Below are 23,469 nucleotides of genomic sequence, written 5' to 3'. Positions count from 1 at the left end.
TCCTTTTTTATTTTATTGAACTTGTTGAATTACAAATCCGAGCTGTTCCAGTGCTTCACGTTTTGCCACGGGTGCAACCACAGCACGCGACGGCTGTTGTTCTACCAGATATTGCTGAGCCACACGTTTCAGGTCTTCCAGCGTCACATTGAGCAGACGTTCACGTAACTGCTTACGGAATGCCGGAGTACGCTGATGCAGGTAAGCATAACAAGCTGTAATTGCGTCACCTGCTGGTGAACCCGGCTTATCCATGCTGGCAATCAGACCCAGAATCGCTTCTTCCAGTTGATGTGGGTGTTGTTCCGCATTTAATAGCCACTGAACACTTGCATCAAAGTCCTTGAAAGTCTCTGCTAAACGTGGATCACGGTAGCTGTAGAAACGGAATGAACAGGCATTACCGTCATAGCTGGCACCGCCACCATAAGCACCGCCTTTTTCACGGATCGCACTATGCAGGTATCCATTACGCAAATAACCTGCCAAGACCATTAATGGTGCTGCATCTGGATGAGATACTTCTACTGCCGGATAAGCTGCTGCACAGAACTGAACATTGGCCTGAATCAGCCATGCCTCATCTGCTTCATTCAATACTTTTTCAGTTTGAGCAAGTTGTACCGGATTACGGTCCACAGCAACTTTATCCCAAACATTCTGAACTTCTTCTACCAGATGGTCCGCTTGCGGTTCTTCACAGACCAGTAAGAACTGTTTTGGAGCTTGCAGTAAAATACGATGAATGCGTTTCAGCTCTTCAATCATGGCATCGTAAGCAGCTTCATCTTTCTCAATCTGAGCAACCAGATTCATCAGCCAGTTCAATGCACCAAGACCAGTGTTATGATAATCACGGGTCGCTAAAGCACTGTGCTGACGTGAAGCTACCTGCATCGCATAGCTATGTCCTGAACCCGAAATACGTGAATGCCAACGTGTTTTACGCTGTTGCAGTAATTCGATAATACGGCCTTTTTCATCAAAACGAAGCTGCTCAAAACCGGTTTTCAGCAACTGAATCGCTTGCAGGTTATTTACCAGAGATTTAGTTGTGAGCGTTAACCAGGCAGAAATCTTATTCTTGTCATCTACTTTTGAACGTAATGAAGCTCCCATACCCAATCCGCCGCTAACAGCAGTCTGGATTTGCTGGAATTCAAGATAATCATATTCGCCCGCACCCACTTCACCAACCAGAATCGACAGCAGGTTAAAATATGGCGATTGCACCACTTCATCAGGAATCTGTACCAAGACTTGTTGGTAATAAATACCATTGGTACCAGCATAATATAGGTTTAATGGCGTATCGATGCCATTGGAAATCACTTCACGCAACTGACCTTGTACGATCTGCATTTCAGCAGGCACATCTTCCAGGCCAACCTTAGGTAACAGGTTCAGGTCATCCGGTGTATCCTGGCGAACTTTTAAAGCTTCAGTCTGCGCAACGATTTCAGCTTTTTGTTCTTCAGTCAGTGTCTTGCCAATTTCTGCCAGTCGTGCTTTTTCCGCTTCGACCTCTTTGGCAGATTTGGTCGCATCTGGAACCAGTGTCAGTTGCACACGGTGCGGGTTATCAATCAGATGTTCTTTGATCAGATTAGACAGCCACATCGGGTCTTTCAGTTCTTCTTTAACTGCGGCAATTGCAGAATCCACATCCCAGACTTCAACCGGATCACGGTGATGAATTGCGCTACCTAAACCATTCAGGATCAGGCTTAAACCATATGGCGTACCATCACCATTGATTTCACGCTGATGCAATTCAATCTGATGCAGAATCGCATCTACTGCCTGCTGATCTACCGGTTTCGCAGCAACATCTTCCAGAATCTTGAATACGCCATTTTTAAATTCTTCAGCATGTTCTGGATTTGAGCCTTGAACTGCGCAATAGAAAGTCATTTCAAAGTTAGAATCATCAACCCCCATGAATGGGCCTGTTGCATCTGCATAACCACAGGTTTCCAGATAATGACGCAGTGGAGATGCCGAATCTTCTAACAGGATACCTTCTACCAGACGCATACCCAGACGAAGTTTGATTTCGCTTGCTTCCGGTAGTAACCAGGAAATAACGTGATAGGTTTTATCACGTAAATCCTCTGCATCAACTGCATAAGTATCAGTCACCGATACTGGTGCAGACAAACGGGTCTCTGGCGTTGAGTATAAAGTCTCACCCTGTTCAAATTTAGACAGTGCCAAGTTTTCAAACTGTTCTTGCTGTTCATACGCTGACTTCTTGCCAAAGGTCATAAATACCGCATTACTTGGATGGTAATGTGACTTATAGAAATCAACTAACTCCTGGTAAGTCAAATCAGGAATATCTTTAGGATCACCACCTGAGTTGTAGTGATAGGTGGTATCCGGGAACAGGTAATGCGCCAGCGTATGATAGAGCTGATCTGAAGGTGAACTCATCGCACCTTTCATTTCATTAAACACAACACCTTTGTAAACCGGTTCACCATTTTCGAGCTCAATACGGATCCCTTCCTGGGCAAAATCCAGCGGATTCAGGTTCGCTGCAAAAGCAGCATCCATATATACTTCTAACAGGTTCTGGAAGTCTTTATCATTCTGGGTTGCAAACGGATAAGCTGTCCAGTCCGCCGCAGTAAAGGCATTCATGAACGTGTTCAGGGAACGGCGAATCATCAGGAAGAATGGATCACGTACCGGAAATTTTTCTGAACCACAAAGCGCCGTATGTTCAAGAATATGTGCTTCGCCTTTAGAATCCATTGGCTGCGTACGGAAAGCCACTAAAAAGACATTTTCATCGTGATTGGTCGCCAGGTGATAATGAATGGCGCCGGTCACATTATGTTTATATTCAGACACTAAAATGTCTAAAGCATCAACATGGTGTTGACGTACCAACTGAAACGCAGGATGTACAGTTTGTGAAATGGTTTCAGTGACATCTACAGTCATGCGATCTCCTAATTTTTAGATAAAAAACAACTGATCGCATTATAGCTGTAGTTTTTGTTATTATTCACGCTGAAAACCGATCATTTTGATCGAATTAAGTAAACTTGTTCATTCAGAAATTGAATCACCAAGTTTATGAACCGTAGTATTTAAATTGAAAATCGGCTAGATCAGATATTTAAAGTAATTGTAATTCGGATGGTTTTCGACAAACACATAATTTTGCTTCTGGTAAAAGCTCGCCGCCAGTTTGGTTTCAGTATGCAGGCAAAGTGCAGAATAATGCGGACGTGCTAACTGTTCCAGATAAGCCAGTAATTGCTTGCCTACTCCATGCTGGCGATATTTCGGATGTACATAGAAACGACGTACACGGCCAATACGCTCTTCCACACCATCTGGTCCCCATTGCTGGTTCAAACCGCCACAAGCAATCAGCTTGTTTCCATCATAAGCCACAGCAAGATATTCATTATCTTTACTGAAGGAGTTTTTTCCTGTGCGATATTCTTCAACTAATTTCTCAATTAAATCATAGCCTTCCTTTTTTGCCAGAGCAGCAAAAGTTTCGATTTGATCTGGTAATTGCTCGGCTTTTACGATTTTAATATCCATATATACACACTGTCAGAAATTGTAGTCTCGGCTCAACCTGCATTTGCATGAATATGCAGTTACAGGTGATATAACACTTATAAATAAAATCCGCTATTTAAATCAATGGCACGACCGCAGGATTACGAAATTTATCTGCTTTAATTCGACCAAAGTGCGAAATGAATGCCTTACAGCATACCCTAAAACTTTTTGAAAATGATTTAACACCCTGTAGCAAACCTGAGCATTCGTGTAAACTTATGACTTTCGTTTTTTGAATGTGACTCTCTGACATGGCAAATGTTGATCTTTTTGCAATTGGTAATGCGCTAATTGACCAGGAATTTAAAGTATCTGACGACTTTTTAACTGCACACAACCTGCAAAAAGGCACCATGCAACTGACTGATGGTGAAACACAAGCTGCGCTGTATGAGAACCTGAAAACCACGCAAAACTATAAAGGCCAGGCTTCTGGTGGTTCAGCTGCAAACACGACTGTGGCTTTTGCTGCGCTCGGTGGTTCAGCTTTCTATGCCTGCCGTGTCGGGAATGATGATTTAGGTCAAATCTACCTGGATGGTTTAAATGAAGCCGGCATACAAACCACAACCCGTTCAATCAGTGAAGGTGTTACTGGTACCTGTATGGTGCTGGTAAGTCCAGATTCAGAACGTACCATGCATACTTATTTGGGGATCACTGCAGAACTGACTGACGTTCAAATTGATTTCACACCTCTCAAAACTGCAAAATGGCTATATATCGAAGGTTATCTGTCGACTTCAGAAACTGCTCGTCATGCTGTAGAACAGGCACGTACTATTGCCCGTGCCAGTGATGCGAAAATTGCTTTAACCTTGTCTGATCCAGCCATGGTGCAATATGCACGTGCCGGCCTGGACGAAATGATTGCAGATGGCGTAGATCTATTGTTCTGTAATGAACAGGAAGCGTTGATGTACACTGAGACTGAAACGCTTGAAGCCGCTTTAATTAAACTGCAAGAAATCAGTCAACACATTGTCATTACATTGTCAGCCAAAGGCGCGTTGATCTGCAATGAAGGTCAAAACTTTACTGTACCGGGTCGTGCTGTAACTGCAGTTGATACCAATGGTGCTGGTGATGCCTTTGCTGGTGCTTTCCTGTATGCACTGAATGCAGGCCTAGGCTGGAAAGTTGCAGCTGAATTGGCAATTCTGGTTTCAAGTCAGGTGGTTTCACAATTTGGTCCACGTCTGGCCATTGCTGACTATGCTGCGTTATTGGAAAACTTCCAAAAGGAATGCGCTTAATGTTTAAAATTTGCATGACCGAAGACATCCCGGAACGTGAAGCACGTTCTTTTGAAACGCCAAATGGCGACACTATTTTCATTACTCAACGCGATGGTATGTTCTATGCTTACCAGAACCTGTGTCCACACTTGCAGGTTGAACTGGAGTTTCTGGAAAACCAGTTCCTGGATCGTGATCAGGAATTTATTGAGTGTTCAACCCATGGTGCTTTATTCCTGGTTGAAACCGGAGAATGTATTTCTGGTCCATGTCAAGGTCAAGCACTTGAAAAAGTAGAGATTAACGTGCATTCTGATGGTGGGATTTACCTCACAGAATAACTCTGAAATTGGACGCTACCATGCCGGCATTTTTCGTAGACTATAACTTGATGCCTTTTCATTTAAGTTTATTCGCTGTGATTTTGCTGGGCGTGGTAGAAACCTTAGGTTATTTATTCAAAATTCGCCCGACGAAATTTTTGAAACAGACCTCCCCTTTCTACTTCCGCAATCTCGACCTGCTTAATGTTAAATTTTCGAAAATTTTAATTGTATTTTTCCTGCTGATGAATTTCAGTGTTGCCGGTTATGTGCTGCAACTGCTGATCTATTCTCAAGAACAGGAATTTCTACCGGCGTATTACCTGATTATTCCTGCGCTGATTATTGCGATTTTCTTTACAGTATTTATGATTCACTGTCTGGATCAGGTGATTCCACCTAAATACAAAAAGCACCATGTCAATCTGATTGGTCGTCTGGCAACCATTTCCAGTGGCAATGCTCGTCCCGGATTTTCAGCTCAAGCCCGTGTAAGGGATGAATTTGGTCAGCTACATTATGTGCAGGTCGAGCCGGAATTTGGTGAGCTGGAATTCCAATCTCAGATTATTTTAATACGTCTGCGCAAATCACATTATGTGGCCAAAAAAATCAGCAAATCTAATCGTCTGTTTAGCCTGGATTTGGAACACTCATAATTTATAAAAATACAAAAAACCCAGCATTTATAGCCGGGCTTTTTTAAAGAAATTTCAGTTAACGCTTTAAGAAACCTGAAACCATGTTCAGGACATTCTGAATATCATTATTGGCTTCCTGCTTGCTGGTTTGCTCACCCTGCGGAGTTAATGAATCAATAATCTGCGGTAAGACTTTAGAAATGGCACTATATACATCCTGCTTTGGGGCATGCACCTGCTCAGCCACCTGTTCTACTTCCTGATCATCAAATAACAGCTGTAACTGCTGGTTATCCACGGGCGCATTCTCACCAGGACCTGTAGACACCCAATCATCAACCTGAGTGTTTAAGCCTTGACCTTTAAGCTTATCCAGTGCTCCCTGTAAACCACCCTGCTTTTGAATCCAGGCAAGTACCAATGGCAATACGGCAATAAGTAAGGTCTTGGTTCCACCTGCTCCGAATCCTGATGATCGAGGTTGCTGATGCGTCTGCTGATTTGGCTGCTGCTGTGGCTGACCAACACCACCCAGTTGACCCAGTACAGAACCTAAAATCCCGCCCAAGCCGCCTTGCTGGGATTGACCATTTTGATGCGTATTACCCGGATTTAACTGTCCAAGTACGGCACCAAGAATTCCACCCAACCCACCTTGTGACTGTTGCGACTGGTTTTGGGATTGATGCTGATTGGTATTCTGCTGTTGCTGACTACCGCCTAAGGCCTGCTTGGCCAGCATCTCTACAATATTACTGAGGTTTGTCATACTGCTTATCCTGTCAATCTTTCTTACAGCATACGTGCTGAACAGAACGTTGAAATGGATGAATATGTTAATATTTGCAATGAAATTTAGTAGATTTTTTCCTTACCAGCGGAACTTATTCCAATTTTCCGGATTGGCCCAGAATTTGGAATTAAACCAGTCTGGTACATGCTTATAAGTCAGAATATTAAATTGCCATAGGGCAAAGTCGGCTTTATGTGTTGTTTTATCAATAAGTTGGGTTAGTCCTAAAGAACGGAGTAGTTTCTCATCCTGCAAACGGCTTACTACGACCAAACGTTTTGCAAATAAGTCACGCAGCTTGACCAATATCTGACTGATCAATTGATCTGATAACTCACTCGTTTCAGGTGTATCTAGCATCACTACTCCCAGATCATAACGTTGCTGAAAAGGCAGACTTAAAAAGTCAGATACGCTAAAATAATGCCATTGAATGGACTGATTAAACTTGATTTGGGTCAAATCCTGACCAATACAAATCGCAGTTTTTATGGGCTGTTCCTGCGCAAAATCGTCTAGCATCGAAGTGATGACATTCTGTTCAGCCATAACAGCATCCTTATGATTTAAGTGAGTAATTTATATGGAACTTCAAGGCATTTGCCATAAAATGCATGCCGGTCTCAAGAACCTTAGTGTAACTGATCAAGATATACACAGGGCAAATGTTGAATATAAATTCATATTAGATCGTTCAGAAATTGATCTTCCATTTAGTCTGGGTCAAGAAATCGAGATCGAATGGACCGGTAATATCTACTGCGTGTCTTGTGGTACCAAAACATCAAAATCATTTTCTCAAGGTCACTGCTTCAAATGCTTTAAAACCAAAGCATCTTGTGACATGTGTATTATGAAGCCTGAGAGCTGCCATTATCATTTGGGTACTTGCCGTGAAGACACCTTTGCGCATGAAGTATGCTTCCAGCCTCATATTGTATATTTAGCCAATTCCAGTGGACTTAAAGTCGGAATTACCCGTGTCAACCATATGCCAGGACGCTGGCTGGATCAGGGTGCAACGCAAGCCTTACCCATCATGAAAGTAGGTTCTCGTCGTCTTTCAGGTCAAATGGAAGTCATGTTCGGCACCCAGGTTGCCGATAAAACTGATTGGCGCAAACTGCTTAAAGGTGAAGCTGAGCCCCTTAACCTGATTGATATCCGTGATCAGCTTCTGGATGAATTCGAACCGCAAATTACCAGTATTCGTGATGAATTCAGCATGAGTCTGGACTTTAATGAAAATGTCGAAATTCTGGAGCAAGAACGCCCACGCGAGTTTATTTATCCGGTAGAAAGCTATCCTGAAAAGATCAAATCACATAATCTGGATAAAACCCCAGTGATCCGTGGCAAATTACAAGGTATCAAAGGCCAGTACCTGATCCTGGATACCGGTGTTATTAATATCCGTAAATATACCGGCTATGAAATTAAGGTTCGTGCTGAGTAAATCGAACTATTTAAAAAGCGGGATAAAATGTCCCGCTTTTTTATTTACTCATCAGGGAATTTACTACCAAAATTTAAAACACGTTTCAGTATTTCAATGCATCCTTGACTCTAAAGATGGCGCTCTTATAGAGCAAAAACTTTTCCAGAAAATAAAAAAACCAGCTCGAAAGCCGGTTTTTTTAAAGGAAAATCTGTTATTTGATTTTCGCTTGCGATTTCAGATAACGCGTATAATCATCAAATTCTTGCTGACCACGTAACTGGGCATAAAGTTTTGCCAGTTCAGTACGCTGTTCTTCACTTAAGACATCAATCGGATTCTTCTTCACTTCAGATACAGCAACTACTACCAGCTCATTAGGCAAGCTTGCAGTCGTCACAGACCAGAATCCAGCTTTAGGTGCTTTCAGGCTAAATGCTGCACGCTGTACATCACGCTTTAGCAAGCCTTCAGCACGGGTATAGATACCCGCATCTTCAAACACCAGATTACCTTTTGCTACAGAAGCAGCAGGTTTGGTCTTAAACTCATCCAATGATTTCTGAATCTGGGCTTTTGCAAGAGCTCGCGCTTTTTCTTCAATCAATTCTGCTTTAACACGTGGTTTCGCTTCCGCCAGTGATTGCTCACCTGCTGCATGGTAATCACGCACTTTCACCCAAGCTACATCACCGTTTGCCAACTGTATGCTAGATGATACATTACGGTCACCATTCTTCACATCGTCATTGAACAGCTTCACTTTCACATTGGCATCACTGAGTAATGGATCCCGTGTAGACAATGTCACGCCTTTGGCTGATTGTACGCGAACACCTTTAACTTCTTGTGTTACCACATCCAGTGAGTCACTGCTGACCACCATATCATTCAGGCTATTCACAGTATCAGAGAATGCATTTGATTTTTTAGAAGCCAGCACCTCTTCAGTCAGACGTGCTTTTTGTGATTCAAATGATGGTACAGCTACATCAGGTGCCTGTACAGCAATGATGTGATAACCATAATCTGTTTTCACGGGTGCAGAAACCTGACCAGATTGTAATGAAGCAACAGCTTTATCAAAAGCATCACCGAACACACCCGCTTCATAAACTGCGATTGCACCACCTTTGGCCTTAGATTCAGGATCTTCTGAATACTGAGCTGCAGCCTGAGCAAATGTTGTACCCGCTTTGATTTTAGCTGCTACATCCGCTGCAAGTTTTTGCGCTTCAGCTTCAGAACGGTTATCCGCAGTGATCAGGATATGTTTCACTTCTGGCTTGGCAGTCGATTTTTGTGCCGCGACAAAACTATTATAGGCATCTTGCAGTTCGGCATCGGTTACCGTAACAGCAGCGGTATTGATATCACCCGCTTTTAAAACTACGTAATCTACATCCACACTTGTTGGCTGCTTGAATACAGTCTTATGCTTTTCATAATAAGCTGCAATTTCTGCATCAGTCACCTTAACGTTTTTCTTGTAGTTCTCAAGATTGACACTGGCAATATGCACATGACGCTGTTCAGTCTGCAAGTCAGCAATCTGCTGAATTTCCAGTTTACTAACCAATGGATAGTCAATAAATGTAGATGACAACATTTTAAGAGCATGGTCGGTGCGTAGACTTGCAATCAGCTGCTGGCTATTCATGCCTACAGAGCGCAAATAGTTTTCATAGAGCGCATTTGAAAACTGACCATTTTGCTGGAAACTCGGTTGCTGAGCAATCATTTGCTCAATTTGCTGATCACTGAGACTGATGCCCAGGTTTTCAGCTTGTTGTAGCAAAACTGTACGTGCAACCAGCGTATCCATAGCTTTTTGATCAATGAATGCCTGATTTAATAATGTTTCATCGCCATTGGCATAACTGAGATATTGTTCTTTGAATGATTTTGTCAGAGATTCCAGTTCTTTTTTAGAGATATCTGTGCCATTTACCGTCTTGGCTGTATCTTTGTTCCCACCACTAAAATATCCTTCAATACCTACAAGCGCTAAAGGGGTCAAAAACAGAACGAGCAAGACCTTGCCCAGCCAACCCTTAATAACTTTACGAAAAGATTCCATAAGTATTCCAATATTTTATTTGCATGGGATTTTACCCGAAAAAACCCACTGAATGAATGTGTTAATCCTGACTATTTAATTAATCAATAAAAAAACGCGCCTAGTGAGGCGCGTTTGGTTGCTGTTGGCGATTAAGCTACAGCGTCTTTCAAGCCTTTACCAGCTTTGAAGCTAGGTACTTTGCTTGCTTTGATTTCTAGCGTAGCACCAGTTTGTGGGTTACGGCCAGTACGTGCAGCGCGTTCTTTAACGCCGAAAGTACCAAAACCAACGAGAGTAACTGTATCACCTGATTTTAGCGCTTCAGTAACAGAAGCAATTGTAGCATCTAAAGCCTTACCAGCGTCAGCCTTAGATAATCCCCCTTTCTCTGCAATTGCATCAATTAATTCTGATTTATTCATGAAAATTACGTCCTCTTAATATCGTTTATTTAAGGTCCAAGAATTTGTTTAAATTGCCATAGCGACTTTATAACAATGGTTTAGGGCTAAACGCAATACTCTTCGACCTCTTTTTTTTTAAAAAATAAGCGAAAAAAACATTGAATAATGAATAAAGTCACTTTCGTTGTGATTTTTTAGACAATTCATCCTGTATTTTCCCCTGTTCTTCCATCAACTGATCGACTTTAGCATGCAGCTGCAGGATCAGTTTTTCTAGATGCTGTACGTCCTTCAGCGTCACTAATCCTATACGATTCAAGGAATGATGAACAGAGTGATCAATTAATTTTTCAACTTTATCTTTGGTATCTGTGACAGACTCTTTGGCCTTTTCTGAGACTTTTTCGACAGTTTGGTCGGCAATGTCAGTCGTTTTGGATTCAAGCTCTTCTCCCACCTTGACCAAAGAGTCGAATAATTTATTGCCTTCTTCTTCGGCACGAGAGAATGCACCCAGTCCAGCCAGCCAGATTTGTTTGGTATATTTTCGAAAGTCGAGGACCGACTTACGCTCTGATCCTGATCTCGACTTAGCTTTTGATGTTTTTTGTTCTGTTTCCGGAATTGCATCCTGTGCCGCTTCAGATTTGTCCATGTGCACGCCTCCTGATTATTTTCTATGCAAATTTTATATAGAAATCTACAAAATTACAGCATATTAGCAAATTTAATACTTGCCAGTTTTGCTAAACTGTTCTACAAAGCAATTTATTTCATGTTTTAAGTTTAATCCCTGAAATATCAATTAGGCAGGATGCTTTATATTTCAAATTTTTCAGGAAAGGATTGGTTGTATCTATGAGCGAATCGCAGCAAAGTCAAAAGCAGCCGCACTTATTGCTGACAATGACTTTAATTGTTTTAGAAACGATTTTCACTTTTATTCTAAAACATGATCGCGTTGTTGCATTACAAGCTAAAAAGTTTATTGATGAAAATATTGCTATTAAGATTAATAGTTATATTCCTTATTTCGACTTTTATGTGCAGTTTACCGATAAGGGTCTGCTATTTGACCATAAAGCGCCAAATAAAATCATTGACCTTGATGTGCGTACTAATCTGTCCGATCTGATCAAAATCTTTATTTTTGGCAATCGTCGCAGCATTAAGGCTATGCGTATTGATGGCAATCAGATCCTGAAAGACGAATTCCGTGATCTGCTGACCCTGTTTGCCCTGCCGAAACTGCTTGCTGACTGGAAACAGTGGCTGTATGAACCAAGAGACGAGTCTGAAGTCGTTACTTCACGTAATCGTCTGGCCCCACTTCTAGATAAAATTGACCAGCAACGTTCTAAAATTAATACCCTGCAAGTGGAAGTTAAGCAGTATGAAAACCGGATTCGACGCATGCAACGTCGTCAGAAGCAAATTAATATAATCTTTGGTCTTATTACCGTAGGTTTAATTACGTTATTAGTATATAATTGGCTTGCTTAATAAAGCCTTCTTTTTGGTACGATTTAACGTTTCATTTTGCATAATAAAAAAACTTGACTATTTTAGTCAGGATTCTTAAAATCGACACATCTAGTCTAACCATGTGTATCGAATCATGCGCTTAACCACTCGCGGTCGCTACGCAGTGACTGCTCTTCTTGATCTAGCTTTGCAGCCAACTGAACAAACGATCACGCTTGCTGAAATTGCAGCTCGTCAAACTATTTCCGTTGCCTATCTTGAGCAGTTATTTGCGAAACTAAAACGTCATGGCTTAGTTTCAAGTGTCCGTGGTGCCAATGGTGGTTATCATCTGGCGCGTAATGCTCAAGACATCACTGTGTTAGAAATCATTGAAGCTGTAAACGAAACTGTTGATGCCACTCGCTGCGACCATAAAGGCAATTGCCAGAATGGTGCGATGTGCTTGACTCACGATTTATGGCAGGAACTCTCCCACCACATTGCCGATTATCTCGCAAAAATCTCGCTTGCTGACCTCGTAGCACGTGACAACGTTCAAACCGTTTCACTTCGCCAAAATTCAGCATCTTTTGATTCAGCTCTTTTATCGGTTACAGGTATTTGACATGAAACGTCCGATTTATCTTGACTATGCAGCAACCACTCCTGTAGACCCTCAAGTTGCAGAACGCATGATGGAATGCTTAACTTTCGAAGGTACCTTCGGTAATGCTGCATCTCGTTCACATGCATACGGCTGGCAAGCGGAAGAAAAAGTTGAATACGCACGTGAACAGGTAGCTAACCTTATCAAAGCTGACCCACGTGAAATCGTATGGACTTCTGGTGCGACTGAATCTGACAACCTTGCCCTAAAAGGTGTAGCTCAGTTCTATGCATCTAAAGGTAAACACATTATTACGTCTAAAATTGAACATAAAGCAATTTTGGATACATGCCGTGAGTTAGAGTCTGAAGGCTTTGAAATTACTTATCTGGAACCACAACCAAAAACTGGTTTGATTACACCAGACATGGTTGAAGCTGCAATTCGTCCAGATACCATTCTTGTTTCCCTGATGATGGTAAACAACGAAATTGGTACCGTAACGGATGTTGCTGCAATTGGTGAAATCACTCGTGCCAAGAAAATTTTCTTCCACGTAGATGCTGCCCAGGCTGCAGGTAAAGTTGAAATCGATCTTTCTCAACTGAAAGTCGACTTGATGAGTTTCTCTGCACACAAAATCTATGGTCCTAAAGGTATCGGTGCCCTTTTTGTACGTCGTAGCCCACGTGTACGCCTGAAAGCACAAATGCATGGTGGCGGTCACGAACGTGGCATGCGTTCTGGTACGCTTGCGACTCACCAGATCGTAGGTATGGGTGAAGCATTTGAACTTGCAGGTAAAAACTTGCATTCTGAACAAGCGCGTTTACGTGTACTTCGTGACAAACTTTGGAATGGTTTACGTGACCTTGAACAGGTATTCCTGAATGGCCACGAAACTTATAACGTTGCGAACTACCTGAACGTGAGCTTCAACTTTGTTGAAGGTGAATCACTAATGATGGCTCTGAAAGATGCAGCAGTATCTTCAGGTTCAGCATGTACCTCTGCAACACTAGAACCGTCTTATGTTCTACGTGCATTGGGCCTATCAGACGAACTTGCACACAGCTCAATCCGCTTTAGCTTTGGTAAATACACCACTGAAGAAGATATTGATCATGTACTTGAAGTCACTAAAGCTGCTGTTGAGAAGTTACGTGAACTTTCTCCGCTTTGGGATATGTACAAAGAAGGTATCGACCTTTCTACAGTTGAATGGGCTGAACACTAATCTTGTATCGAAGATAACAGCATTTATGTTGTTATCTCATTGATAAAAGTTTTTTAATCCCCATATTTAATATTAGGCTGACCCCGAGGTTTGGAGAAGCAACATGGCTTATAGCGAAAAAGTAATTGACCATTACGAAAACCCACGTAACGTTGGTGTTTTAGACAAAAATGCAGAAAACGTAGGTACAGGCATGGTGGGTGCACCAGCATGTGGCGACGTGATGCGTCTTCAGATTCAAGTGAATGATGAAGGTGTAATCGAAGAAGCACGTTTTAAAACTTACGGCTGTGGTTCAGCAATTGCATCTAGCTCACTGGTAACCGAGTGGCTAAAAGGCAAAACTCTGGACGAAGCTCAAGCGATCAAGAATATTGATATTGCAACTGAACTTGCTCTTCCTCCAGTAAAAGTACACTGTTCTGTACTTGCTGAAGATGCCATTAAAGCTGCTGTAGAAGATTATCGTAGCAAAAAAGTGAAAGCTTAATTGCTGACGTGTATTTTTGAAGAAAGATTAACGGAGTTTTCATGATCCATTTAACTGAAAATGCTGCAACTCATATCAGCAATTACCTGAAAAATCGTGGTAAGGGTGAAGGCATTCGCGTTGGTGTGAAAACTTCAGGCTGTTCTGGTCTGGCTTATGTGCTTGAATTCGTCGATGACGCTGATACACATGATGAAGTATTTGAACAGTTTGGTGTTAAAGTTTTCGTTGACCCGAAAAGCCTGGTTTATCTCGAAGGTATGGAGATGGACTACGTAAAAAATGGTCTGAACGAAGGCTTCGAATTTAACAACCCGAACAAAAAAGGTGAATGTGGCTGCGGTGAATCCTTCACTATATAAGGCTTAATCATTAGCGTACATTTATCCTTGCAGCATTAAAACAGTGTCATCTACACTGTTTTAATTGCATTTAGGCAGTAGTTTTTAGCTGTACATTGCAGTTAATTTGCATATTAATCGTGGATCCAATCTCCCATGAATCATTTTGAGTTGTTCAACCTCCCTGTCGCACTTGATATTGATTCAGCTGCTTTAAAAGCTGAATTTTTAAAGTTACAGCAACAATATCACCCAGATAAAGCTGCAGACAAAGACCAGGCCCTGATCAAATCAAGTGAAATCAATCAGGCATATAAGGTGTTGTCGGCTGTGGATAGTCGCGCTGCTTACTTACTTTCATTGAAAAAACAGGATTATCATTTGGATCAGTCCATCAGTGATTTTGAGTTCCTGCAAGATGCGCTTGAAATTCGTGAGCAGCTTGATGATGCAGCTTCAGCAGAAGATTTATCTTCCCTAAAAGTTGAAGTTCAACAGTGGATTGATGGTCTGGTGCGTGAATTCAAAATAGATTATGAAGAGGAAGACTGGGCTGAGGCTCGCGATACTGTGCGTAAACTGCGCTTCTTTGTCAAAGTCATGGCCGATATTGATAAAGCGGAAGACCGCTTCCTCGATGACGACAGCTTTGACCTCGATGACGATTTTTAATTTCTCTCTTTAATATTTAACGTGCAAAGGATGTAACACTATGGCTCTCTTGCAGATTGCAGAACCAGGTCAATCAAGTGCACCGCATGAACACCGCATTGTGATTGGTATCGATTTAGGCACCACCCATTCTTTGGTCGCCACGGTTCTTTCAGGTAAAGCCAAAGTACTTAATGATGAACAAGGACGTGTGTTACTTCCTTCTATCGTTCATTATGCAGAGCAAAGCACTCAGTACGGCTATGAAGCTGCACCATTCATAATGACCGACCCAAAAAATACCATCGTTTCTGTAAAGCGTTTCATGGGTCGTTCTCAAGCGGATATTAAATTCCAGCACCCGTATACCTTAGTGGGTGAAGCGAATGAAATGCCAGCGTTTGAAACAGCTCAAGGTCGTAAAACACCCGTCGAAATTTCAGCACAAATCTTAAAACAGCTGAAAGACCGTGCAGAAGCAAGCTTGAAAAATGAGATTAATGGCGCTGTTATTACAGTTCCTGCATATTTTGATGAAGCACAGCGTCAAGCAACACGTGACGCAGCACAGCTTGCTGGCTTAAATGTTTTACGCTTGTTAAATGAACCGACTGCAGCAGCGGTTGCTTATGGTTTAGATCAAGAATCAAATCTAAGCACAGATCGCAACTATGTGATTTATGACCTAGGTGGTGGTACTTTTGACGTATCTATCCTGCGTTTCTCGCAAGGCGTATTCGAAGTATTAGCGACTGGTGGCCATACTGCTCTGGGTGGTGATGACCTGGATCGTCTGATTCTAAAATGGGCCAAGAAACAGCTGAATATTGAAACCCTCAATGATGCTGAATATGCACATTTCATTACAGCTGCGCGTAAAGCCAAAGAAGCGCTTTCTGATGCAGAGTCTGTAGAATTAAAACTGCTGGATCATGTCTTAACATTAGATCGTCCAACGTTTGAAGAAATCATTAAAATTGCACTGGATAAAACGATTAGCGTTTGTAAACGTGTAATGCGTGATGCCAAACTGGAACTGGATGATATTCAAAATGTTGTTCTGGTAGGTGGTTCTACCCGCTCCTATGCCGTTCAGAAAGCAGTGCGTGAAGTGTTCAATCAAGAACCTCTATGTACCATCAATCCGGATGAAGTAGTTGCAATTGGTGCCTCGATTACTGCGAACCAATTGATTGGTAATTCAACCGACGGTTCATTGTTATTAGACGTAACACCATTGTCTCTAGGTCTTGAAACCATGGGTGGTCTGGTAGAGCGTCTAATTTCACGTAATACCGCGATTCCTGTGGCACGCCGTCAAGAATTCACCACCTATCAAGATGGTCAGACCGCGATGTTGATCCATGTAGTTCAGGGTGAACGTGATCTGGTGGAGCATTGCCGTAGCTTGGGTCGCTTCGTACTGCACGGTATTCCCCCAATGACTGCAGGTCAGGCACGTATTGAAGTGACTTTCCAGGTGGATGCTGATGGTCTATTAACCGTAGCTGCGCAAGAAACCACGTCTGGCGTGAAAGCACAGATCGATATCAAGCCATCTTATGGTTTATCGAGCGAAGATACAGAGCGTTTACTGCTTGAAGGTTATAAATTTGCTGAAGAAGACAAAAACCTGCGTCATCTTCAGGAAACTAAAGTTGAAGCACAACGTGAACTTGAAGCACTTACTCAGGCCCTGAAAATGGATGCGGCGTTGTTAAGTGAACAGCAGCTTACTGATCTGCAAGCTGCTCAAGCCAAGCTTGAACAAGAGCTGCAAGGTACAGATATCAAAGCGATTGAATCTGCCGTAGAACAGCTTAAAATACATAGTGATGCATTTGCAGCTGCTCGTATGAACCAGCATATCGATGCAGCACTGAAAGGTACTAAACTCGACGACTGGTCAAACTCAAACTAATTTAAGGTAAAGACTATGCCACGTATTAAAGTTCTTCCACATGCGCAAATTTGCCCTGAAGGTGCTGAGTTTGAAGTTGAACAAGATGCCAATTTATGTGAAAGCCTGCTAAATAACGGGATCAAGATTGAACATGCTTGCGATATGTCATGTGCATGTACCACATGTCACGTGATTGTACGTCGTGGCTTTGACAGCCTGGAAGAAATGAATGATGTTGAAGCAGATCTGTTAGACCGTGCATGGGGCCTTGAGCCTGATTCACGTTTGTCTTGTCAGGTCAAAGTGGTGGACGAAGATCTGGAAGTTGAAATTCCCAAATACACCATCAACCACGCTTCAGAAAATCACTAAGTGATTTTCATAAAAAAACCACGCTCAAGCGTGGTTTTTTTACATCTGATCTTTATGGTGATTGTTTTTTCTTAACTCGCACGACTGGTCTTTTTTTCTGATTGATCTGACCTGATTTCATATTCCTGCTTCTCAGTCTCTTATTCTAATACCACAGGTTCTGCTGTACTCGCTGGTAGATGTTCAATGACTTCATCTTCAAGTTTTAACTTTACAATACCTTGTGAATTGGTCATCTTCTGCTGGGTCTGAATCCGCTTAATCATATTTTCAAGCACATTGACCAGTTTAGGATATTCGTAGTTCTGTACTTCATCCAGATTAAGTAACAGATGGAAACCTTTATATTCGTAGTCAAACCAGCGTTGATAATCAATTTTCTCTGAAGTAAATCGCTCCATTACTTGCCAAGTACGTACTGGCTCTTTAATCCCCTTCAGGAATACTGGTTTTTTTCCTGCACAAAGATAGTCATTCTTGATAAGTGTATGGGTATCTTCAGAAATCAGGATTTCATCTACTTCAGCAGCACATTGTAATCGTGCTGCCAGGTTGGCATCCCGTCCCACAATCGTATAAGCCATACGGTGATTAGCGCCATAATTGCCAACGTGGCAATAACCCGTCGAAATACCCATACGGATATGTAGCGGTGGATAGCCCATTTTCACCCAGCGTTCACGCAGGATTTTCATCTGCTGACGCATGGCAATCGCCATATCCAGACAGTTTTTAGCATCCTGCTCAACACCATCAGAATGCGGATCACCGAAAAAGATCAGGATCGCATCACCCATGAATTTATCTACCGTGCCTTCATAGTGCTTGGCGATTTCTGTCATGTGACTGAGATAGTCATTCAGCAGGAAGGCCAAGTCATCTGGAATCAGCGTTTCAGAGAGTTCCGTAAAACCCTGAATATCGGAAAAAAATACGGTAAGTTTCTTACGTTTATATTCAATCTTGGCTTCAGACTCACCTTTCATAATTGATTGCCACAGCTGCAAGGGTGCATAACGGCTCAGCTGGTTGGCAAATTCCATATAGCGGTTCATCTGATCATAATAATGGTTCTTTTTCTGCGCCATAAAACGTGCACGCGTGGTTTGATAATAATTACCTACACCAAAATAAGTCACCAGACAAAGGAAGCCCAAAACCGTCAACTCATTGCTGGTTGGCTGAAAATATTCACCAAAACCAAAGATAAAAATATTGCAGAAATAAAAAATGGCAATACCGATCAGGCTTGCCAATGAGAACGTCAAAAATGAAATTTTGTTACTGATTGCAGTATACAACAATGCGACCAGTCCCAATAAAGACAGTACCAGACTCATATGCATTGCAGAAAGAATGACTGCAATTACAGCAATGTCGAGCACAAAGAAGACATTACGCTTGATACTGGTGTTGTAGCGATAGATGAGCCAGCGCGACAGCTTCGGCAGAGCCAGTATAATCGCAAGAAAGAAAAACGGGATAAAAATCTGGTACTGCGTATCAGGATCTGTATAGTGAAAAACGACGATGACCAGCGACAGCATGATATATCCCATCAGTCGATGGAAATATTCAAACTGTTTCGGCTCTTTATGTACCCAATCGTCTATTTGCACTCAGTTGCTCCTTGCAGCACTGTATAATTTACAGGCCTGATTGCAGCATGGGATCAGATTAATCCATACGCCAGTCGAATGGCATATCTCCCTGACCACGTAGAGCCAGCATTAACGTCTGACGCATATGAGCAAGAACTTCACTGCTATAAGGAACCGCAGGAGTTCCCCACACTGGTTTTGGCCAAGCCACATCGTTCTGGTAACGAACTACATGATGAAAATGCAGCTGTGGAACCATATTACCTAATGCAGCCACATTCATTTTGTCTGCACGGAATACACGCGCAAGCTGACTAGACAACCAGCTTGATTCACGCAGGAACTGTTCCTGGTCGGCCTGGCTAAGTTCATATAATTCTGTAATGCCCGGCACACGTGGAATCAGGATTAACCACGGAAATTGCATATCATTCATCAAACGACATGTTGATAAAGGAAAGTCGCCTACAAAAAACGTATCTTGAGCAAGTTGAGGATGCAAACTAAACATATCTTTATAAATGATGCAAAATTAGAATGATGGCTAATACTAACATATCCAGTGCTAGCTGAATATTGTGAGCAATGTGTTTAAATACAAATTTGGATGATTTGTTATGAACTCGGTCACAACTCAGACTTTACCGAATCACACAAATTAATCAAGACTTTCTTTCCATTGAGGGGTGACTTCGCCATCGATTTAAAAGAATGGTCAGAATTCCTTTTCTGACCCATTTTTTAAAACCTTTTTAATGCAGCTCTTTCAGCAGGCTATCCAGCAAATCGTTTAAAAACTGAATACGTTTCTGATAGTCTTCGAGCATGACCATGACTTTCAGACGTTGCCCGCCATTCATCCGGAAATAGGTCGGATGTTTCTGCATCATCTGGATAATACTCATGGCCTGCACTGGCGTATCCGGAGCAAATTCGATATGCCCGCCCTGACCGCCAATGTCGATTTTGGTAATGCCCAGCTGTTCTGCTTTCAGACGAAGCTGATGTACTGCAAATAGCTGCTTCACTGGCTGTGGTGGAATACCAAAACGGTCAATCAGCTCCATACGGATATTGTCGAGTTTGTCTTGGGTATCGGTATTACTGATACGTTTATAGAACAGCAGACGCTGATGTACATCCCCCAGATAGTCATCCGGAATCAAGGCTGGCATATGCAGATTAATTTCTGCCGTTAAAGATAATGGTGCATCAAAGTTCGGTGTCTTGCCCTTTTGAATGGCTTTGGTGGCTTTTTCCAGCATTTCCATATACAGGCTATAACCTATCGCCTGCATCGAACCACTTTGCTGTTCACCCAAGAGTTCACCTGCACCCCGGATTTCCAGATCTTCGGTTGCCAGCATAAAACCCGCGCCCAGATTTGAAGCCCGTTGAATCGCATCCAGGCGTTTTTCAGCATCGCCTTTTAAACCTTTGATCGATGGAATCAAAAGATAAGCATACGCCTGGTGATGGGAACGACCAACACGCCCCCGCAACTGGTGCAACTGGGCCAGCCCCAGCTTATCCGCACGTTCAATAATGATAGTATTGGCACTCGGCACATCGATCCCGGTTTCAATAATGGTCGAGCACACCAGAACATTATATTCCTTGTGATAGAACTGCTGCATGACCTGCTCCAGTTCACGTTCACGCATTTGCCCATGGGCAACAATGACACGCGCTTCTGGTACCAGTTCACGTAGGCTTTCTGCAGCACGGTCAATGGTATCCACTTCGTTATGCAGGAAATAAACCTGACCACCACGCAGCAATTCACGCAGAATCGCCTCTTTAATGGTGTCATTGGTCTGTTCCTGCACAAAGGTTTTTACTGCCAGACGACGTGCTGGTGGTGTCGCGATGATTGAAAGATCACGCATACCACTAAAAGCCATATTTAGGGTACGGGGAATTGGTGTTGCGGTCAGGGTCAACATATCTACATCAGCACGTAGAGCTTTAATACGCTCTTTGTCGCGCACCCCGAAACGATGTTCTTCATCGACAATCATCAGGCCAAGATTCTTGAACTGGACATTTTCTTGCAAAATTTTATGTGTACCAATCACAATATCCACTTTGCCTTCTGCCAGGTCGTCAATCGTTTTAGTATGTGCCTTAGAAGAACCGAAACGTGACAGTACTTCAATGCGTACTGGCCAGTCCGCAAAGCGGTCTTTAAAGGATTCATAGTGCTGTTGTGCTAACAAAGTGGTTGGGACCAGAACTGCGACTTGACGGTTATTCTGCACCGCCACAAAAGCAGCACGCATTGCGACCTCAGTTTTCCCAAAGCCTACATCACCACAAACCAGACGATCCATTGGTTTGGCCTGCTGCATGTCATATAAAGTTGCTTCAATGGCATTGGCTTGATCTAACGTTTCTTCATAGGCAAAACTGCTGGCAAACTGCATATACAGGCTTTGATCCAGCTCAAAACTAATCCCGGGCTTGGATGAACGTCGTGCCTGTATATCTAGTAATTCGGCTGCGACATCGTGAATCTGTTCCAGTGCCTTACGTTTTGCTTTGCTCCAGGCATCTGTTCCGAGCTTATGTAGTGGTGCCAGATCAGGATCACCACCACTATAACGGCTGATCAGATGCAGATTGGTAACTGGTACATACACCTTGGCATCATCGGCATAATCCAGTTGCAGGAATTCATGGTCCTGATCGTCAATACTCAAGGTAATCAGGCCGGCATAACGCCCTACGCCATAATCAATATGTACAACTGGGGCACCAATGGTCAGCTCGGTCAGACTGCGAATCAGGAATTCTTCGGATACTTCCTGTTGACGCTTGCGACGGCGCTGTACCACCCGATGTTCATAGAGCTGGTTTTCCGAAATCACAGCGATACGATCAGTCAAAACCAGACCACGTTCTAAAGGTGCACTGGTAATGGCAATCGCATGTAATGATGCGACAAATGCATCAAAATTCTCAACAGTCGGGATATCCCCCAGACTTGGACGCAGTGCATCTTTTAGAGTTTCTCGGCGACCTGCACTTTCAGCCACGAGTAGAACAGGATGATTAGCTGCATCGATATATTTTTTAACTTCGATGAATGGCTTTTCCCGTTTCGGATCGACCGGCAGTCGTGGCGGTGTCTGAGTATCCAGATTTATAACACCCGCTTTTTCATCAAAAACATCTTGAGAGGCAATAATGCGACCAAACTGGTTCAATTGTTCCAGCACAAGATTAGTCTGGATAAACAGCATTTCCGCAGGCAGAATTGGCTGATCCACATTATGACGGCGATCCTCATAACGACGTACCACTTCAGCCCAAAACTGGTTTAATGACTCTTCCAGACCGCGATCTGTAATGACAATGCCATTCTTTGGTAAGTATGAAGCCAAAGTGCTGTAAGCTTGCATCGCTTCTGCACTAAAGAAAAGTGGCATGTAAAATTCAATACCGGGCGAAGCAATACCATCCATGACATCTTGATACATCGGGTTTTTCTTGGGATTTGCTGTGGGGAACAGCTCACCATAACGGTCCCGGAAAGTGGCGCGCCCTTCTTTCAGTGGAAATTCTTGTGCTGGTAATACGGTAAATTGTTCTAAAGTTTGCGTAGTGCGCTGGGTTTCCGGATCAAAAAATTTCAGCGTTTCAATTTCATCATCAAACAGGTCAATCCGGATCGGTGCATCCTGACCAGAGGCATAAATGTCCATGATGCTGCCGCGGACTGCAAATTCACCATGGTCATATACCGTATCAACCAGATGGTAACCCGCCTGAATCAGTTTTTTCTTTTGCTGTTCCAGATCAAGCTTTTGCCCGACACGAATATCAAAGTGTTCACCCAATACCCATGAGCTTGGTGCTACACGCTGTGCCAGCGTAGAAGCAGATAACAGCAACACCCCGGTTTGCGGCATATTGGAAAGAATTGCCAGACGTTCAGAGACAATGTCCTGATGCGGAGAGAGACGGTCATAAGGCAAAATTTCCCAGTCTGGAAATATAGTCGGCTTGATGCCATAAAATTCCAGTTCACTTTCCAGCTGACCAAGGTGCTGATTATTGCGTGCCACAATCACAAATAACTGTTTATGCTGCTTGGCAATTTCCTTCAGCAATAATGCTGTGGATGATCCCTGCAGGTTGCCTAACCAGCGTCGTTCACCAGCTTTGAGTTGTTTTAAATTGAGTTGGGAAATTTCTTGTTGGAACATGTATATAGCTTTAAAGTCTAAACAACATGTCCCTTATACTATCACGATGGTATCTGCGCATTTCGTTATTTTTATGCAGTCTTTGCTATCAGGAAAATA

Annotated in this window: 22 protein-coding genes; 12 read left to right on the top strand and 10 right to left on the bottom strand. The window is 42.7% G+C overall.

Translation table 11 applies throughout. The features are described from left to right. Window positions 1-12: 12 nt before the first annotated feature. Window positions 13-2,952 carry an insulinase family protein gene (locus tag F899_RS07500; RefSeq protein ID WP_005221817.1) on the bottom strand — a complete coding sequence of 980 codons (2,940 nt, stop codon included), beginning with the start codon at window positions 2,950-2,952 and terminating at the stop codon, window positions 13-15. Window positions 2,953-3,117: 165 nt separating this feature from the next. Continuing rightward, window positions 3,118-3,567, bottom strand: coding sequence for a GNAT family N-acetyltransferase (locus tag F899_RS07495; RefSeq protein ID WP_004812759.1), 450 nt, complete (start codon window positions 3,565-3,567; stop codon window positions 3,118-3,120). Between the two features lie 275 nt (window positions 3,568-3,842). Here F899_RS07495 and F899_RS07490 point away from each other — a divergent pair, with 275 nt between their 5' ends. The 3 genes from F899_RS07490 to F899_RS07480 are packed head-to-tail and all read left to right on the top strand — an operon-like array spanning window position 3,843 to window position 5,811. Beyond that, window positions 3,843-4,847 carry an adenosine kinase gene (locus F899_RS07490; protein ID WP_005221815.1) on the top strand — a complete coding sequence of 335 codons (1,005 nt, stop codon included), beginning with the start codon at window positions 3,843-3,845 and terminating at the stop codon, window positions 4,845-4,847. 14 nt (window positions 4,848-4,861) lie between these two features. Next, the gene (locus tag F899_RS07485) at window positions 4,862-5,170 is read left to right on the top strand and encodes a Rieske (2Fe-2S) protein (RefSeq protein WP_008305220.1); all 309 of its coding nucleotides are present in this window, start codon (window positions 4,862-4,864) and stop codon (window positions 5,168-5,170) included. Window positions 5,171-5,190: 20 nt separating this feature from the next. After that, window positions 5,191-5,811, top strand: a complete 621-nt coding sequence (locus F899_RS07480) for an OB-fold-containig protein (protein WP_005221811.1) — start codon at window positions 5,191-5,193, stop codon at window positions 5,809-5,811. A gap of 58 nt (window positions 5,812-5,869) precedes the next feature. On the opposite strand, the gene F899_RS07475 is transcribed toward F899_RS07480, so the two are convergent. Both F899_RS07475 and F899_RS07470 read right to left on the bottom strand, forming a co-directional pair. Continuing rightward, window positions 5,870-6,562, bottom strand: coding sequence for a YidB family protein (locus F899_RS07475; RefSeq protein ID WP_005221809.1), 693 nt, complete (start codon window positions 6,560-6,562; stop codon window positions 5,870-5,872). Between the two features lie 102 nt (window positions 6,563-6,664). Then, window positions 6,665-7,135 (bottom strand): DUF6231 family protein, encoded by a 471-nt coding sequence (locus F899_RS07470; RefSeq protein ID WP_004894508.1) that lies wholly within the window; start codon window positions 7,133-7,135, stop codon window positions 6,665-6,667. 34 nt (window positions 7,136-7,169) lie between these two features. On the opposite strand from F899_RS07470, the gene F899_RS07465 reads away from it, so the two are divergent. After that, a complete protein-coding gene (locus F899_RS07465; protein ID WP_005221807.1) occupies window positions 7,170-8,042 on the top strand; it encodes a DUF2797 domain-containing protein in 873 nt (290 codons plus the stop codon). A 196-nt stretch (window positions 8,043-8,238) separates the two neighbouring features. On the opposite strand, the gene F899_RS07460 is transcribed toward F899_RS07465, so the two are convergent. The 3 genes from F899_RS07460 to F899_RS07450 form a co-directional block, all read right to left on the bottom strand. Beyond that, entirely contained in the window at window positions 8,239-10,104 is a 1,866-nt protein-coding gene (locus F899_RS07460; RefSeq protein ID WP_005221805.1) for a SurA N-terminal domain-containing protein, read from the bottom strand. A gap of 131 nt (window positions 10,105-10,235) precedes the next feature. Next, entirely contained in the window at window positions 10,236-10,508 is a 273-nt protein-coding gene (locus F899_RS07455; protein WP_004279807.1) for an HU family DNA-binding protein, read from the bottom strand. Window positions 10,509-10,665: 157 nt separating this feature from the next. After that, entirely contained in the window at window positions 10,666-11,145 is a 480-nt protein-coding gene (locus tag F899_RS07450; RefSeq protein ID WP_004894501.1) for a phasin family protein, read from the bottom strand. 203 nt (window positions 11,146-11,348) lie between these two features. Between F899_RS07450 and F899_RS07445 the strand changes: the two genes are divergently transcribed. The 8 genes from F899_RS07445 to fdx all read left to right on the top strand — a co-directional run bounded on the left by F899_RS07445 (window position 11,349) and on the right by fdx (window position 17,558). Beyond that, entirely contained in the window at window positions 11,349-11,993 is a 645-nt protein-coding gene (locus tag F899_RS07445; protein WP_004812747.1) for a hypothetical protein, read from the top strand. Window positions 11,994-12,108: 115 nt separating this feature from the next. Then, the gene (locus F899_RS07440) at window positions 12,109-12,582 is read left to right on the top strand and encodes an Rrf2 family transcriptional regulator (RefSeq protein ID WP_004812744.1); all 474 of its coding nucleotides are present in this window, start codon (window positions 12,109-12,111) and stop codon (window positions 12,580-12,582) included. 1 nt (window position 12,583) lies between these two features. After that, window positions 12,584-13,801, top strand: a complete 1,218-nt coding sequence (locus F899_RS07435; RefSeq protein WP_004812743.1) for an IscS subfamily cysteine desulfurase — start codon at window positions 12,584-12,586, stop codon at window positions 13,799-13,801. A gap of 103 nt (window positions 13,802-13,904) precedes the next feature. Further along, window positions 13,905-14,291, top strand: coding sequence for a Fe-S cluster assembly scaffold IscU (iscU, locus tag F899_RS07430; protein ID WP_004812740.1), 387 nt, complete (start codon window positions 13,905-13,907; stop codon window positions 14,289-14,291). A 41-nt stretch (window positions 14,292-14,332) separates the two neighbouring features. Continuing rightward, a complete protein-coding gene (gene iscA, locus F899_RS07425) occupies window positions 14,333-14,653 on the top strand; it encodes an iron-sulfur cluster assembly protein IscA (protein WP_004894496.1) in 321 nt (106 codons plus the stop codon). A gap of 135 nt (window positions 14,654-14,788) precedes the next feature. After that, a complete protein-coding gene (gene hscB / locus F899_RS07420) occupies window positions 14,789-15,304 on the top strand; it encodes a Fe-S protein assembly co-chaperone HscB (RefSeq protein WP_004812736.1) in 516 nt (171 codons plus the stop codon). A gap of 40 nt (window positions 15,305-15,344) precedes the next feature. After that, a complete protein-coding gene (hscA, locus tag F899_RS07415; RefSeq protein WP_004894493.1) occupies window positions 15,345-17,204 on the top strand; it encodes a Fe-S protein assembly chaperone HscA in 1,860 nt (619 codons plus the stop codon). Window positions 17,205-17,219: 15 nt separating this feature from the next. Beyond that, window positions 17,220-17,558, top strand: coding sequence for an ISC system 2Fe-2S type ferredoxin (gene fdx, locus F899_RS07410; protein WP_004812732.1), 339 nt, complete (start codon window positions 17,220-17,222; stop codon window positions 17,556-17,558). A 140-nt stretch (window positions 17,559-17,698) separates the two neighbouring features. On the opposite strand, the gene F899_RS07405 is transcribed toward fdx, so the two are convergent. The 3 genes from F899_RS07405 to mfd form a co-directional block, all read right to left on the bottom strand. After that, a complete protein-coding gene (locus F899_RS07405; protein WP_005221802.1) occupies window positions 17,699-19,177 on the bottom strand; it encodes an adenylate/guanylate cyclase domain-containing protein in 1,479 nt (492 codons plus the stop codon). Between the two features lie 58 nt (window positions 19,178-19,235). Beyond that, window positions 19,236-19,670, bottom strand: a complete 435-nt coding sequence (locus F899_RS07400; protein WP_004894486.1) for an HIT domain-containing protein — start codon at window positions 19,668-19,670, stop codon at window positions 19,236-19,238. A gap of 241 nt (window positions 19,671-19,911) precedes the next feature. Then, window positions 19,912-23,370, bottom strand: coding sequence for a transcription-repair coupling factor (gene mfd / locus F899_RS07395; RefSeq protein WP_005221800.1), 3,459 nt, complete (start codon window positions 23,368-23,370; stop codon window positions 19,912-19,914). Window positions 23,371-23,469 lie beyond the last annotated feature (99 nt).

This window comes from Acinetobacter sp. CIP 101934 (assembly GCF_000369585.1).
Classification (GTDB): Bacteria; Pseudomonadota; Gammaproteobacteria; order Pseudomonadales; family Moraxellaceae; genus Acinetobacter; species Acinetobacter schindleri.
The sequence above is the reverse complement of the archived record's forward strand: the minus strand, read 5'-3'. Positions and strand labels throughout refer to the sequence as shown.